11 protein-coding genes are annotated in these 16,442 nt (G+C 37.7%); 1 reads left to right on the top strand and 10 read right to left on the bottom strand.

Features of this window, described 5'->3' with window-relative positions; translation table 11 throughout:
- Positions 1-451: 451 nt before the first annotated feature.
- A complete protein-coding gene (gene pheT / locus HC728_RS12655) occupies positions 452-2,839 on the bottom strand; it encodes a phenylalanine--tRNA ligase subunit beta (protein WP_012533866.1) in 2,388 nt (795 codons plus the stop codon).
- A gap of 17 nt (positions 2,840-2,856) precedes the next feature.
- The gene (pheS, locus tag HC728_RS12650; protein ID WP_005419116.1) at positions 2,857-3,840 is read right to left on the bottom strand and encodes a phenylalanine--tRNA ligase subunit alpha; all 984 of its coding nucleotides are present in this window, start codon (positions 3,838-3,840) and stop codon (positions 2,857-2,859) included.
- 320 nt (positions 3,841-4,160) lie between these two features.
- On the opposite strand from pheS, the gene HC728_RS12645 reads away from it, so the two are divergent.
- Positions 4,161-6,359 (top strand): TonB-dependent hemoglobin/transferrin/lactoferrin family receptor, encoded by a 2,199-nt coding sequence (locus HC728_RS12645; protein WP_190395571.1) that lies wholly within the window; start codon positions 4,161-4,163, stop codon positions 6,357-6,359.
- 67 nt (positions 6,360-6,426) lie between these two features.
- Here HC728_RS12645 and HC728_RS12640 read toward each other — a convergent pair whose 3' ends face one another.
- From HC728_RS12640 to hutZ, 8 genes are all read right to left on the bottom strand, one after another.
- Entirely contained in the window at positions 6,427-7,137 is a 711-nt protein-coding gene (locus tag HC728_RS12640) for a hypothetical protein (RefSeq protein WP_190395570.1), read from the bottom strand.
- A gap of 28 nt (positions 7,138-7,165) precedes the next feature.
- Complete coding sequence (locus HC728_RS12635) at positions 7,166-7,897, bottom strand: hypothetical protein (RefSeq protein ID WP_190395569.1); 732 nt, start codon at positions 7,895-7,897, stop codon at positions 7,166-7,168.
- The gene (locus HC728_RS12630) at positions 7,884-8,609 is read right to left on the bottom strand and encodes a hypothetical protein (RefSeq protein ID WP_190395568.1); all 726 of its coding nucleotides are present in this window, start codon (positions 8,607-8,609) and stop codon (positions 7,884-7,886) included. Before HC728_RS12630 ends, HC728_RS12635 begins: the two co-directional genes overlap by 14 nt.
- A gap of 27 nt (positions 8,610-8,636) precedes the next feature.
- Positions 8,637-9,368, bottom strand: coding sequence for a hypothetical protein (locus HC728_RS12625; protein WP_190395567.1), 732 nt, complete (start codon positions 9,366-9,368; stop codon positions 8,637-8,639).
- Complete coding sequence (locus HC728_RS12620) at positions 9,355-12,615, bottom strand: T6SS effector BTH_I2691 family protein (protein ID WP_190395566.1); 3,261 nt, start codon at positions 12,613-12,615, stop codon at positions 9,355-9,357. The genes HC728_RS12625 and HC728_RS12620 overlap by 14 nt, the downstream gene beginning before the upstream one ends.
- Positions 12,612-13,466, bottom strand: coding sequence for a DUF4123 domain-containing protein (locus HC728_RS12615; RefSeq protein ID WP_190395565.1), 855 nt, complete (start codon positions 13,464-13,466; stop codon positions 12,612-12,614). Before HC728_RS12615 ends, HC728_RS12620 begins: the two co-directional genes overlap by 4 nt.
- Positions 13,466-15,523 (bottom strand): type VI secretion system tip protein TssI/VgrG, encoded by a 2,058-nt coding sequence (tssI, locus tag HC728_RS12610; protein WP_190395564.1) that lies wholly within the window; start codon positions 15,521-15,523, stop codon positions 13,466-13,468. Before tssI ends, HC728_RS12615 begins: the two co-directional genes overlap by 1 nt.
- 387 nt (positions 15,524-15,910) lie before the next feature.
- On the bottom strand, positions 15,911-16,438 hold the full coding sequence (gene hutZ / locus HC728_RS12605; protein ID WP_012534214.1) for a heme utilization protein HutZ: 528 nt from the start codon (positions 16,436-16,438) through the stop codon (positions 15,911-15,913).
- Positions 16,439-16,442 lie beyond the last annotated feature (4 nt).

Here is a 16,442-nt window from a genome sequence, read left to right as displayed (position 1 = left end):
AAATTTAATGCTGCATTTATGAGATAAAGATCAAGTTTATAAGTCTTATCTACTGAAATCTCTTATTATTTGCCATGCTAAGTTATTGAAATAATATCTAAACCTAAATATTTAAAAATAACAGGATAAAACTCTGTTTTTAACTCTGTGATAAAGGCCAAACTTTTATTAATAAATTTGAAGATAGTCCATCTATATGATTATGTTGTAGTTAGTTTTAGCCGCTAAATAACCATAAACTCACGCTTATTGTGGTTTCAGGATTATATACTGAAAGCGCCTATTTCTTTACTGATTTAGCGTTAATAAGGTGGAGTTAATATGTTTCACATAAGATGCGTGAATGTGTTATCAAGATTAATTTATAAATCTTAAGTTTTGAATAAAAAAAATCCAGTACCAACAAATGTCAGTACTGGATCTTATATTCTTTCGTTAGAAAAGAAGTATATTAGTCACGCAGTGTTGCTGAGAACTTCTCACCAATTGCAGCAACGATAGCATCAACAGCTGAAGTGATATCAGCCTCTTCTAGCGTACGCTCAACAGATTGAAGTGTCAGTGCGATTGCAAGACTCTTCTTACCTTCTTCAACGCCTTGACCACGGTAAACATCGAACAGTTTCGCGCTAGTTAATAGCTCGCCACCTGATGCTAGACATTCAGCAACGATGTCACCAGAAGCAATTGCTTCGTCTGCAACGATCGCGATATCACGACGGTTTGCAGGGAACTTAGATACTGATGCAGCTTCTGGAATAACGCGAGTATTGATTGCGTCCCACTCGATTTCAAACATGATTGTACGACCGTTTAAGCCAAACTTACGCTCTAGCTCTGGGTGTACTGTACCAATGAAACCAACTTCTTTACCATCAACAACGATTGCTGCTGTTTGGCCTGGGTGAAGTGCTGGGTGCTTAGCCGCTTTAAACTCATACGCTAATTCGTTAGCAGTTAGTTCAAGAACCGCTTCTAAATCGCCTTTAAGATCAAAGAAATCAACTGTGTTTGTTGCGATATCCCAGTGTTCTTCACCACGAGTACCAGCGATGATACCAGCAAGCATCATTTCTTGACGCATGCCGTTTTCTGCTGATTCTTCTGGAATAAAACGCAGACCAGATTCGAATAAACGAACGCGTGGTTGTTGACGTTTTTGGTTATGAACAACGGTATTGATCAAACCAGTCCATAGGCTTAGACGCATCGCTGACATTTCAGCTGAGATGGGGAATGGCAGAATTAACGGCTCAATCTCAGGCACGATCAGTTTTTGTTGCTCTGGCTCTACAAAGCTGTAGGTAATTGCTTCGTGGTAACCACGGTCAACAAGAAGATCACGAACACGCTTAAGCGGTTGGTTTGCTTCTTTGTGATCGTTCATGTTTAGTGCAGCAACAGGCGCTTGGTTAGGAATATTATTGTAACCGTAGATACGACCTACTTCTTCAATTAGGTCTTGCTCGATTGCAATATCAAAACGCCATGATGGAGAGCTTGCAGTCCAACCTGTGTCAGTACTTTCAACTGCACAACCTAGACGAGTAAGGATCTCAACCACATCTGTTGATGGGATGTGATGACCTAATAGACCATCTAACTTGCTACGACGTAATTCAACTGTGTTTGCTTTTGGTAAATCAGCTTCTGATTCAACAGCAACAACAGGAGCTACTTCACCACCACAAAGTTCAACTAGAAGCTGTGTTGCGCGCTCCATTGCTGCTGCTTGTAGCGTTGAATCAACACCACGTTCAAAACGTAGAGAAGAATCAGTGTGTAGACCGTATGCACGTGCACGACCACGGATGTGATCAGGTGCGAAGAATGCACACTCAAGCATGATGTCAGTTGTTTCAGAAGTAACACCAGACTCTTGACCACCAAAGATACCAGCGATTGCTAGTGCTTTATTTTGGTCTGCAATCACTAATGTGTTGTCGTTTAATTTTGCTTCGTTGCCATCAAGAAGAGTCAGTTTCTCATCTTGCTCAGCCATACGAACCACAATGCCACCGTCGATCTTAGCTAGATCAAACGCGTGCATAGGTTGGCCTTGCTCAAGCATTACGTAGTTTGTAATATCAACAATCGCATCGATTGAGCGAATACCACAACGACGCAGTTTCTCTTGCATCCAAATTGGTGTTTCAGCTTTAGCGTTTACGTTCTTGATAACACGACCAAGGTAACGTGGACACGCTTCAGTTGCTTTAACTTCGATAGATACTGCATCTTCAATGCTTGCCGCTACTGCTGCAATAGTAGGTTCTGTAACGTCTGCACGGTTAAGAACACCTACTTCACGAGCTAAACCACGAATGCTGAAACAGTCAGCACGGTTTGCTGTTAAGTCAACGTCGATAGCAACGTCGTTAAGTTCTAAAATATCACGAACATCTGCACCTAGTGTTGTACCTTCAGGTAATTCTAAAATACCTTCAGATTCAACATCGATACCTAGCTCAGAGAAAGAACAAAGCATACCGTGTGATGGAACGCCACGTAGTTTTGCTTTCTTAATTTTAAAGTTACCAGGAAGTACTGCGCCAACTGTCGCAACAGCAACCGTTAGACCAAGACGACAGTTAGATGCACCACAAACGATGTCTAAAAGCTCTTCTTCGCCGATATCAATTTTAGTTACACGAAGTTTGTCTGCGTCTGGGTGTTGACCACACTCAACCACTTTACCTACTTTAACGCCGGTGAACTCACCAGCAACAGGTGCAACTTCATCAACTTCCAAACCAGCCATTGTGATTTGGTGAGCTAGCTCTTCGCTGTTAATAGCAGGTTTAACCCACTCGCGTAGCCAAGATTCACTGAATTTCATAAGTTTCTAGCCCCGAATTACTTGAATTGTTTAAGGAAACGAAGATCGTTCTCGAAGAACGCACGAAGGTCATTTACGCCGTAACGAAGCATAGTTAGACGCTCAACACCCATACCAAACGCAAAGCCTGAGTATTTTTCAGGGTCGATGCCAACAGAACGAAGTACATTAGGGTGAACCATGCCACAACCTAATACTTCTAACCATTTGCCATCTTTACGCTTAACATCAACTTCAGCAGAAGGCTCAGTGAATGGGAAGAATGAAGGACGGAAACGCACTTCAACTTCTTCTTCAAAGAAATTACAAAGGAAATCGTGAAGAATACCTTTAAGTTGTGCAAAGTTTACGTTCTCATCAACTAACATACCTTCCACTTGGTGGAACATTGGCGTGTGAGTTTGGTCGTAATCGTTACGGTATACACGGCCAGGTGCAATGAAACGGAATGGTGGTTTACCGTTTTCCATTGTACGGATCTGAACACCTGATGTGTGCGTACGTAGCATTAGATCAGGGTTAAAGAAGAAGGTATCGTGGTCAGTACGCGCTGGGTGATCTTCTGCAATGTTTAGTGCGTCGAAGTTATGGAATGCATCTTCGATTTCAGGACCAGACTCAGTGCTAAAGCCTAGCTCGCCAAAAAATTGCTCAATACGCTCAACAGTACGAGTAACAGGGTGTAAACCACCGTTCTCGATACGACGGCCAGGAAGGCTCACATCGATAGTTTCAGCAGCAAGTTTTGCTTCAAGCTCAGCCGTTTGCAGTGCGTCTTTACGCTCTGTTAGCATTGCTTGTACAGCTTGCTTACCTTTGTTGATTAATTGACCCGCTTCACGACGCTCAGATGGGTCAAGTTTACCTAGACCTTGAAGTTGAAGTGTTAAGTGGCCTTTTTTACCTAAATATTGAACACGGACTTCGTCCAGAGCGACTAAAGAGCCAGCTTGTTCAATTTCTGCCGTTGCATTGGCAATGATCTCGTCTAGATGTTGCATCGTTTCCTCATCCACTTATAGGTGGTATCCGTTGCGAGTAAAATACATATAACAACACATAGTAATAAATCACAGCGCTAAATCCAAATTGAATTAGATAAAATATTCAATCTAATAGAAAAAAGTGCTTTTCTTAACCAATTGCTTACCCTATCTGCACTTTTTCTTTCTTTTTCACAGTCTGTCTTCCCTATTTCAAATCAATTTTTGCTGCCATAGAACAAAAAATGAAAAGATCAAATGAAAATGATAGTAATTATCATTCGCAATATGTATCATCTCCGGCGAATTATGAGAGGACAACTTCAAAGGAAAAATTCATGTCTAATAAAAAAACATTTTTAGCAGCGTCTATTCTCGTTGCACTATCTCCCACTCTCCACGCTGAAACCTCATCAAATAAAGAAACAACCATGTTTGATGAAGTGGTTGTTTCTGCAACTCGTACAGAGCAAAGCATTAAAGACACATCAAGTTCGATTTCAAAAGTCACATCAGATGATATTGAAAAAACAATGGCAACCGACATTCAAGATGCTCTGAAATACACTCCTGGTGTGTCGGCTAATGGTGGTGGCCGTTTTGGGTTATCCGGATTTACCATTCGTGGTATGAGTGATAGCCGTATAAAAATGCTAGTTGATGGCGTTCAACAACCTACTCCTTATAACCCAGGTTCAAACGAACAACGTAAATACCCAAGTACGATTGAAATAGATACGCTAAAAGCAATTGAGGTAAATAAAGGGCCTTCTTCTACTCTATATGGCTCAGATGCACTTGGCGGAACAGTGCTAATGGAAACGAAAAATCCTGAAGATATCTTAAGAACCGATGGCGATGAAAACGCATTTGAAGTAAAAACTAGCTATAACAGCATTGATACAAGCTCAAAGACAACGGGCACATGGGCAATGCGTGCGGCAGAGTTAGAAACACTGATCATGCTAACGTATAAAAAAGGCAATGAATCACAAACTCATTCAAATGGTGCTGATATTGAAGGTCCTGATCGCGGTGCTGCTAACCCAGCCGATGCACAAATCGGTAACCTTCTTGCTAAAGCCTTTTACCAATTAAACGATTCACATCGCATCGGTGCTACTGTTGAATACTTCACCTCTCAATACGATGAAGATGAATTATCACAAAATGGTTATTCGATGATGAGTCGAGGCACCCCAATCATTACTTATTATGACAATTACAATAAAGATACAAACACTCGATTACGTGTTGGTTTAGAGCACGAATGGCAAGCGAATAATTCACTATTCGATACACTAGAATCAAAATTAAACGTGCAACAAACTGAATCATTGTCAGAAAACTACGATACTTCAACAGGTCCTTATGGTAGTGGTCGTCGTATGCGTGAACGTATTGCTACTGATGATTCTATCCAGTTTGACGCACAATTTGATAAAATTGCCGAGTTTGGAGAAGGATTCCATCAAATCACTTATGGTGTAAGCTTTAGACAAAACAAGTTCGCAACTGAAAACACCGATTATAAATACGACAAAGGCACCGTTGGACCGGGCCATACCGATATGCCTGATGCAACAATGACTCAATACGGTATTTTTGCACAAGACCAAGCTTTCTTATTCAATGAACAATTAGTGCTAACAGCAGGTTTACGCTATGACTCATTCAAAGCAGAACCTGAAACCAATGAAGGCTTTAAAACCGAATATCCTGATAGTCAAAATGACGCTTTCACAGCTAAGCTAGGTTCGGTTTATCATATCAATAATAATTTCAGCGTACTTGGTCAAATTAGCCAAGGATTTAAAGCCCCTACTCTGCAAGATATGTACTACTTTTACGATAGTGGCGCTGTCATCGATGCAAATCCAGATCTAAAAGCAGAAAGCAGTATTTCGTATGAAGCAGGTATTCGAGCTCAATCTAATGCCGCACAACTTGAGTTAATTGCTTTCTATAATGATTATTCCGATTTCATCAACCAAAAATACATAGGTAAAGTCGTTGGTGGCCCGAACGACGGTAAAGAGCATTATACAAAAGAGAATATCGATTCAGCAGAAATTTACGGTATTGAATTTAACTCAACGTATTTATTAGATGAAGCCTTCAATGCGCCTCAAGGCACGTACTCTAAATTGAGCATTGCTTACGCAGAAGGCCGAGATAAAAAGACGGGGGCTCCGATAGACAGTGTTGCTCCCCTTACTTCAAACCTAGGCTTAGGTTATGACTCAGTGGGTTACACTTACGGTGCTTTATTAAACATTAATATGGTTGCTGGCAAAGACAAATGGGCAAACATTAATCATGAAAACATCAATGTTGCTGGTTACACATTGGTTGATCTAACCGCTTACTATAAACCAATGAAGGATTTAACTCTTCGTGGTGGTTTATTTAATGCATTTGATAAACAATACTGGCTATACAACGATATGATTGGTACAGAATCTGGCGATGATGGCATTGATCGTAAAGCTCAAGCAGGTCGTAACTGGGGTATTGAGTTAGACTATAAATTCTAAAAATAGCACTCAACGTTAATTGGCTAGTTCAAAGCGGCTTCATCGCCGCTTTTTTATGTTTGTTGTATTATGATTTTGTTATTTCAGAGAGTTCAAATGGAGCGTAGTTATCTATTTCCTTAGGGTGGTTTATTTCAACGTATCTACTTTTACGAAATACACTTAATAGATGCTTCTTTATCTCTTCTCGGTCTTTAGGAAAATAAAATAACCATTCGTATGAAGCATATAAATCATATGGATGGCTTATAATTGCAAAAGTATCCTCTTTTCTAATATCAAATAATGTATATTCATCAGAAAAAAGTATGTATGACTTGCTGATTTTTGACTCAAACCCTGTCATTTTAAATGACAACAATGCACAAGCTCCTGCCCCAACAAAAGCCATAGGCCCTATTATAGTTACAGCAAAAAAACTTACCGCCACACCAAACCAAGCAAAGCCTCTCATCACTTTATACGCCATTTCAGGAATTATCTGCTCTGTTGTAAAGTGAATGCCTTTTTTCGTTAAATAAAAACAAATATGCTCATCAGCAAGAAATAAATAACGAATAACAAAAGTCATTATTAAACCGATGAAAAATAAAACTGGAACCGCAGCCATATTCTGTATTAATAGCATAAGTAAACTATAACCAAAAAAAGGGACTCCTATAGATACAATCCATCTAAGTGTATGGCCAAAATTACGTCCAATAGCTTCCCACTGATAAATAACCTTAGCGTTATAAAGATCATTCTTAAGTTTTAATTCATTTTCTTTATCGTGCATTATTTAACTCATCCCTTACGACTTCACATCAATCTTGATCCATTGGGTGTAAGAACTCTTTATATTTATAATGGGAATAAATATCATCTTCTTCCTCTACCTCATAAAAATGACCATTTGGATAAAAATCCCTCAAGGTATTGAAAATATCATTTGCATTTTTTTTATTGCAAAAAATACCATCCAATGACAATAATAATTGAGCATTTGGAACTATCGTTATATAGTTTATTTTTGATGATTTAATTATCACTGACTCATCGAAATACAAAGTTTCAAACATCATAGCTTTCAACCTAAAGTTAACCAGTTTGAATGAGAGTAACGCACTCGCTCCAGCCCCAACAAACGCCATAGGGCCAACAAAAACAACGGCAACTAAACATACTACGACACCCACTCGACCTATCATTCGTATACATTGATAAGCATACTCAGGTACCACATCTGCCTGCTCGGTTAATATTCCGTTTTTAGTGAACTTGTAAATCCGCTTTATATCGGCTGATGCAAAAAAAATAAAAACCAAATTAAGTAAAAGCCCACCTCCTACGTAAATAATAATCTCTCCAACATCAAGTCCATCATGACTAGAATCATATGACATCCAAACAATAAATAACGAACATAACAATGCCACAAAATACCCCAAATATTGATGCTCTATGGTTTCATACTCATAAAGCACTTCTTCGTTATATAAGGCCATTCTCATGGTTTCTATTTTGTCTTTATTATCTATATCTTTATGAGTTAGCATTATTTATGTTCAAGTTTTCGGATGGTTCAAATGGAGCATAGTCATAAATATCATCTGGATGGTTAATGATTTTATAGTGACTTTTTTTAATCACCTGAAGTAATTGTTTTTTTATTTCATCTCTATCTTCAAGAAAATAATACAAGCGATAGCATGAATCATATATATCATGTGGATGACTTATTATTGAAAAAGTATTTTCTTTTTGAATGTCAAATACAGTATATTCATCTACGAAATATACAAAAGAACTGCGAGGTACCGATTTAAAACCAGTCATTTTAAATGACAACAATGCACAAGCGCCAGCTCCAATAAAAGCCATTGGTCCTATTATAGTTACAGCCAAAAAACTTACCGCCACACCAAACCAAGAAAAACCCCTCATCACTTTATACGCCATTTCAGGAATTATCTGCTCTGTTGTAAAGTGAATTCCTTTTTTCGTTAAGAAATAATGATGCTGATTGTCTGCCAAAAATAAATAACGAATAACAAAAGTCATTATTAAACCAATAAAAAACAATACTGGAACCGCATCCATATCTTGTATTAGTAATAATAAAAAACTATAACCAAAAAAAGGAACTCCTATAGAGATAACCCACCGAAGTGTATTACCAAAATCACACCTTATAATTTCCCACTGATAAATAATTGGTAATTCATGAAGCTCGCGCTCAAGTTCTAATTCATTGTCTTTATCATGCATTATTTAACGCATCCTTACTATTTCACATCAACCCTGATCTGCTGGATGTAAAAATTCATTAAACTTTTCGTGTTCACAAATATCTTCAACACTCATCACTTCAAAAAAATATCCATTTGGATAAAATATTTTTATTATATTAAAAATTTCTTCTACGTTATCTTTATTACAAAAAAAACCCATTGAAGAGCAGGTATCATTAGTATTTGCTGTAATATCTATATAATTTTCTTTGCTTGTTTTAAATATCACTGACTCATCAAAGTACAAAGTTTCAAACAACATAGGTTTCAACCTAAAGTTAACCAGTTTGAATGAGAGTAATGCACTGGCCCCTGCGCCAATGAACGCCATAGGGCCAACAAAAACAACTGCAACTAAACATACAACAACACCCACTCGACCTATCATTCGTATGCATTGATAAGCATACTCAGGCACCACATCTGCTTGCTCGGTTAATATTCCATTTTTAGTGAACTTGTAAATCCGCTTTATGTCTGCAGATGCAAAAAAAATTAAAAATAGTGTCATTATGGTTCCACCACCACCAAATATAATGGCTTCACCTGCGTCTATTCCATCATCACTAAAATCATATAAAAACCAAAGCATCACACTGAAAAAACCAGCTGCCGCGAAATACCCTAAATATTGATGCTCTATGGTTTCATACTCATAAAGCACTTCTTCGTTATATAAGGCCATTCTCATGGTTTCTATTTTGTCTGTATTGTCTATATCTTTATGAGTTAGCATTTTTTAACCTCACAATTTCCATGCCTAAATTTTCATTTTTTGAATAATCATTAAATGAAGTAATCTTATTGACATTTAATTTCATATCCCCCTCACCACCTTGAAATCCAGAATAAGAAATCACATGAGGCGTTCTATTGGCTAAAACATCTAAATAAATAGTTATATTAGAAATATCTTCCGACTGGTTACGTTCAATTTTCATTTGATAACAATTATTATCATTATTTACTTTAGTAAAATTGACTTCTACTTCTGATTGGTAGACCTCGTTATTTCCAATGAAATTATAATGTTTTATTACTTTTTTAGATGCGCTTTTAATCACTTTAATTCCAAACCATTTATCGGATAAGTAATCAGGTAACTCAATAGTTAACGTCCATTGTTTGTCTGAATCAGAAATTAACTGATACGTTCTAACTATTCCAGTATCTATCTGGGCTACAGGTTTATTTAATATGTTTTGCAAGTTAACTAGCTCAATTTCTGGTGCCCACTTAGCCGTCTTTACTCCCCATATGGATTGTGCTAACCACAACTCCATGTCGGTTCGCTTAAACATATTAATGAATACCGTTGCTGCAATATAAGCAATACCAAATACACTTAACCAAATAACCATCCAAGGAGCAAAAATAGCACCAATGGTCCCATTCATAAAACATGAAATTAACTGAACAGAAAAAACTACTACTTGCCCGCCTAATGCGAATAATTTAAGTTTCTCAGCTATTCTTTCCTCTTTTGATAAAAGAGGACTATCTAAGCGCTTATAGACATAATAAATTTCAGACACACTGGCAATTAATCCAGTAACAGCAACAATCTTAGTTAAATTAATAAATTTAGTAATTAATTTTTTGTTTGATTTCAGAGCAATATATCTGTTTTTATTCAACAGTTTTTTATCTTTCATCACTTCAGCCCATGCCGCGTCTCTTGATACCAAGGCGCAGGCATTGACTGTCCAAGAAGCCGTATAAACAACCTCTGCGGCGACTGATTTATATTCCTCTGTCGTGTTGCTCTCTTGGTTTCTTTGAAGTAAATTTGAAAAAACGGTTATTGAATTCCAAATATTTAATGCTGCAACAACCCCATTCCAACTTGCTGATCCTTTCCACTTTCTTTCCGAAAAACTAACAAGATCTGCTTTTGTATTCTTATATGCAGCCCAACTCTCTACAACGCTTTTGCTGATTGCCCCTTTTATATTCAACATTGATCCATTTTGCGAAACCTTAAGCATTTGAGGCATGTTCTCTGAAATAAATTCAGATGCTTTTTGTACTAGCACCGCTGCAAATTGTTCTTTCCGAATAATCGCAGCCATTGTTTTACTGTTAGATAATAAAAACAGATCATATTTTTTATTAAATGCCGCCAGTTCTTTAGGGTAATTAGGATTTACAGAAACAATAAAACTGCTATCTGCTAGATTTTCCATGATGAGAACTCTGAAGCGAGTCATAAAACTAAGGGCACTGAATTGATTAGTTCGAGGTTGGATTGCGTTGAGCATCTCCATCGAAGGTCGAAATTGCAGTATCGGATTGGATTTATTACTGGCAATAAATGCAGCAAACACGGCTTTAATATCGATATGAAGCAGCTTGTACCAATCAGAATCTTGAATTCTTACGTCACCTGTTAATGTATCGAATTCTGATAATCGAGTATGCAGTGCGATCATGTCGCTTGGGCTACTCATATTAAGTGCAGCTCCACCTTCAGAGTAAGTGGTTAACTCATCCACCACTTCTTTTGAGTAAGCAAACGGGGCTAATGCTAATAGATTATTTGGGTTACTCAGATCTAGCATTTTTTCTAAATAATGCTTAATTTCCGGAACATTAAAACCCGATTGAACAAGCTCAACGGTTATTGGTGAAAATAGTTCGGATAAATAACGTTGACCAACCTCTGTTTGGTTATCAATTCCAAAATACATAGGATCGATACCCATCTGTTCAATGGTATCTGTTACCTCTTTATGTTGATAAACTAACTTACTATTTAATGTTTCTACTTCTGATAATTTATCGTATTGTTCAAATAGGTATTCGTTTAATTCATTCCATCGAATTTCATCAAAATTTCGATATTGCCTTTTCCACTGAGAAGTATGTTCCTTTTTAATTTCAAAATTAAACCGCTCTTTTATGGCTTGTTTTTTCGCTTCTAACGCCTTATACCATGAGGTATTTTCTACCCCTTCGCCGACATGATATTCATAAGATGCTGAAGATTGTTGGACATTTTGCTCTTGGTATAAATACTCATTTATCTCTATTTCTAGTTTTAACCGTTCAATTGGATCTGATTTAATATGTTCAGGAAGTTGATCATCACTAAATGTTACCCTTGCTAAAGATCGTGTTAATTCAGCCATTTGAGCTTTGTACTCATCCTCCTCTGTTCCTTGTAGTTCAACAATACGCACGTATGTTTCTGACAACTTCAAAAACAAATCCGTTATATCTGCCAACTGATCATCCAGTGCGATATACAAAGCGCTGTTCTTTTCTAATAAATCGCATTGATAATCGGTTTCTAATACGGGTTTCTTATGGGTAGCGAGATGAAACTCATCATCAGAAGGATCATCGACTTTTAATGGGGAGCATGTTTTTCCAAACAAGACATCGGAGGGTTTGGGAGTTCCAATATCAGAAACAGCATGAACAAAATCACGCATGCCACCACCGTGCTCTATCTCTAACGTGTTTGAATAGTTTTTTAAGTCGACAGTTCGCATCCATTCGTTTCGGCACTGAGTATTTGAGCGCATGTGTTCACATAAGCGCCATGTCCAACGTTGGTGAGAAAATGATATGGTTAATGTGTCATTCTTAGAGTAAGACAAACAGCTTTTAGCTTCTCCTGCTTTCCCTCTCTCCTCTGGTGCTTTATCGGCTTCATTTGAGCCCCAATCAATCTTAATGAATTGAGTGCCTTTTACCTGATATTCATGAAAGGTTTTATCTTTATTGCTATAAACGTAAAGCCAACCGTCTCTTAATTGTCTTAATGTATATTTTGAATGAGAAACATCAAAAAAGCCGTTCCCTTTATGGGTCTCAAGTAATGGGTGTTTCTGCTCTTTTTCTTCATCATCCATATCATCAATCGCATAACGAACTGGAACAATGTCAATAACGCCAAACTTTACAGGGCAAGACCCTGCTGGGTTTTTTGCGTCATTTTTATTGCCACACTTGGCTGCATTGTTTTCTTCGCTCATTCTTGTAAATCCTTTTGCATAGATTGACGATATTGATAGGCTAAATCAGCCGCTTGTTTAATTCTTTGTGATGGGGTTTGCTGTGATGTTTGATAAATCAATTCTGTGATTTTTGGATATTTATCGGTTGTAATTGCTTCTTTTCCCAAATACCCCATCACATTCATAAATAGACAGACATCAGATTCATTTTGAAACCCTCTGCTATAAGCGGCCTCAAACCAATACTGAATCCATTTTTGTTTATCTGTCACGTTATCTAAACAATGTGGGAAGAAGTGCTCTACATGATTAAGCACATAGGCATAGGCATTTTCAGTCGCTAACTCTCCTAACGCTTGCCATTGTTCATCCGTTAAACGATAAGGTTTCTCGCTTTTCACCTCAATGCAAGGCGATAGATAATGGAGCCATCCCTTTTTATATGGAAGCCAAACCTCATCAATGTGTTGCCAATACCAATCAGTTCCTGTCGAGAATAAAACATTGGCACACCCTGAGTGTGCGGATTTCAATATGATGGATGAGCCATAAGGCGATTGAACCTTAATCAAACACCTCAAATGATCTGCAAGGCTTTCTAGTTCTAATGGTGAACTGAATAAGAAACCGTCTAGCTGACCACGTTGACTGTCAAACCACTGTGCAATAACAGGCGTTGCTTTGACTAAATAAGGAGAGACAGATATCAACTCATTCCAAGGCTCATACAAATACAGCGGTTCTTGCTCTACTGCTGTATCTAATCGATATAGTTGTTTTAATACGTCACCTTCCTGACTTGTATCTAGCATCAAATAGAAGGAGGTGAAGTCATCAATATTCAGAGAATCAAAGCACTGCGTTTCCATTATTCTTGTCCCTGCTCTTGCTCACACACCTCACAAACAGGATCCGATGTTTTTAATGCCTCTATCTGATGAGAAACGTTAATTTTACTTCTTGTGTATTCAGATGCCGTTGCGCTTTCAGCCACACTGCCTGCTGCTTCACTCTGCTTCATGACGGGTTTTGTTGCTGTTATACCTGCATATCCACTGCCGCTTCCTGCACTGCCGCCCTTATTTAAGTCAATGGCCGATCCGAGTAAATGAATACCACCAGAATCTAACTTCATGGTACTGCTGCCTGTGGTGATGGTCAGTTCACTGCCCGCATCAAGGACGGCTTTATTACCCACCTTAATGTGTAACTCGGTGCCTATTTGCTCAAGTCGACTGCCTTGGATTTTTTGTTGAACAGAGCCTGATACTTGCTGGTGTGCGTCACCTTTAATTGAGCTTAAATTATCTGATTGCACGGTCAGATGATTATCTTTGGTGATTTGATGAAATTGATCATGATGCACAACAGAGAGATCATCATTAAATATCTCATTAGTACGGTTGTTTTGAATTTGACTATCCATGTCTTTCGCTGCATGAATATAGATCTGCTCTGATGCATTTTTATCATCAAAACGTAATTCATTAAAATTATCTGCACCAATAGAGCTTGATGTTTTAAATGTGCTTCGTGTTTTATGCTCTGGCAGTGGATACGGCGGTTTATTATCCCCGTTATACAGTGAACCGGTGATGATGGGTTTATCGGGATCACCCTGAATGAAACTAACGATCACCTCGTGTCCTATTCTTGGCAATACAAACTGACCGTATTGATTACCAGCCCAGCCTTGTGAGGTACGAAGCCAACAACTTGTTTTCTCATCCGCTTGGCCATTTCTATCCCAATGAAATTGCACTTTTACTCGCCCATATTCATCACAATAGATCTCTTCATTCTCTGGGCCTGTTACTATTGCAGTATCAATATTATGAATGCGCGGTTTCTCTATTTTTGCTAAACGGTAAGGAACCGACCAAGGAATACATTGAAAACGAGATTCAAAATGAGAGGTTCCCTCTGCAAGTTCTTCTAGCACTTGCGGTTGCCTCCCTTCATAATTCACTGAAGTAATTAACCAATTAGTATTCCACTCTTCTATCGGATGATGAGAGATAGGTTGAAAATAGCCTGGTATTAATTGCGGACTGTCACTCTCTCCATGCAATACGATTTGATTAGTGCGTTTTCTTTCAAGATAAAGGTTGGCTTGATTTAATGCTTGATAATCGTAACACTCTAACGCCTCTTCACTCGCAGTATCTTCTACTTGCTCTGTACTCTTTTCAGCGTTAATCATTTGCTTTGGTTGCTGAAAAGCATAATCTTTTATTGCATATTTACCGGTTTGAATGTTCTGTTCTTTAGCCAAAGAATAAATAACATCACTCTCCTGAACCATGCCATTTTCAGGCATAAATTCAAGTTCATGGAGATTAGTGTGTGTTTCTTTACCATCGGAAATAATTAATTTAGATTGCGACTCTGTATGTTCAAAGTAGGAAATTAATCCTTCTTCAGCCATTAAACGCTGTATAAATTGCGTATCAGTTTCACCATATTGCACACAATAATCTCGGTATTCATGAACATGATGAAGTTCAATTTCATAATGATGATTTAAAATGCCTGCTTTAGAATAAATTTCAGAAATGATGTCATGTACTGGTTTGTGTTGAAAAATCTGATAATTGTGACGAAGTGATAATAGAGAAAATACTGGAACTAACGACAATCGATACGTGCTAAATCTAAATGATGTACTGATCTGCTCCATGGATTGAATAACACCATGAACATAACGAGTATTGGCATCACTATTTGCATTATATCCATAGATACTTAGCCGTGCAGGCAGTTGTAACCACTGTTCTAAAATAAGATCGGGATCTTCGCAGATAAAGGTAACGTCAAATTGGTAACTTTCACCTATTTTTTCTTCACCTGTAAATTCATAGACTTGGAGCGGTATATCTACCGTGGTTACGTTCAACTCAAACTTTGATTGATTTGCATCCTGCATGGTCAACTCAGCCCTTAATTAATAGATTAATCAGTTACTTAGTAAAATTCACACTGAATGATATCAAGTTAATATTTAGTTCCTAATTTGATGAATAAATATGCGATCGACGGCACTTCCACGCTTGAAAATCAATCAAACTAAAATTCATGCCAAAATTATTGGTCACTTATTCTGTTTACTACTTTTTCGAGTGAGATCTGATACCAATCATAATAAATACATGTTCTGCAATTTTATAATCAAAAACGCCAACGAAATTATCAAGCATTTTAACAAGTTAGAGAGCCCCGTAATTTACTACAATTAATATGGTATTCCAGATACAGAAAAAGCCCAAAATATTGAGCTTTAGTCTTAAATTCTATTGATGTTATGTAGCTGGAATTAAGCAGTTCTTTTCTTGTGCCCTTCATCTAGGTGAACAAAGTCGACAAGATCATCACCACTTACTTGAAACGCTTGACCAAATCCTTTTACAAACAATCCTTGAATGGGTTTTAAACGGAACATTTTAAAGTCTTCCAACGAACTCAAGCCGTCAATAATGTCACCAAAGCGTTGTTTCATTTCATCAACCGCAAGCTGCCAATTGGCTTCTTCTCTATCAATTAAAATCGCTGTCGCATCAAACGTTAATCTTTTACGAGCGAATAATTGTTTCGATGAATCTTCATCTTCGACAAGCATTAACGATACATCTGGGTTTTGTAACAGGTTTCTTGCATGGCGTGCGATCTCTGAGATCAAGACATAGTAACCATCTTCTAATAAAACAAAAGGGGCGTAACTTACGTTTGGCTTTCCTTCGCAATCTACGGTTGCTAATTGAAGGGTTTTACGTGAGTCTCGAAACTCTTGAATTTCAGGGCCAAGACGACTTTGTAATCTTTCCTGCTTAACATTTGAGTTCATTTTT

This window comes from Aliivibrio sp. S10_S31 (assembly GCF_014694495.1).
GTDB lineage: Bacteria > Pseudomonadota > Gammaproteobacteria > Enterobacterales > Vibrionaceae > Aliivibrio > Aliivibrio fischeri.
The sequence above is the reverse complement of the archived record's forward strand: the minus strand, read 5'-3'. Positions and strand labels throughout refer to the sequence as shown.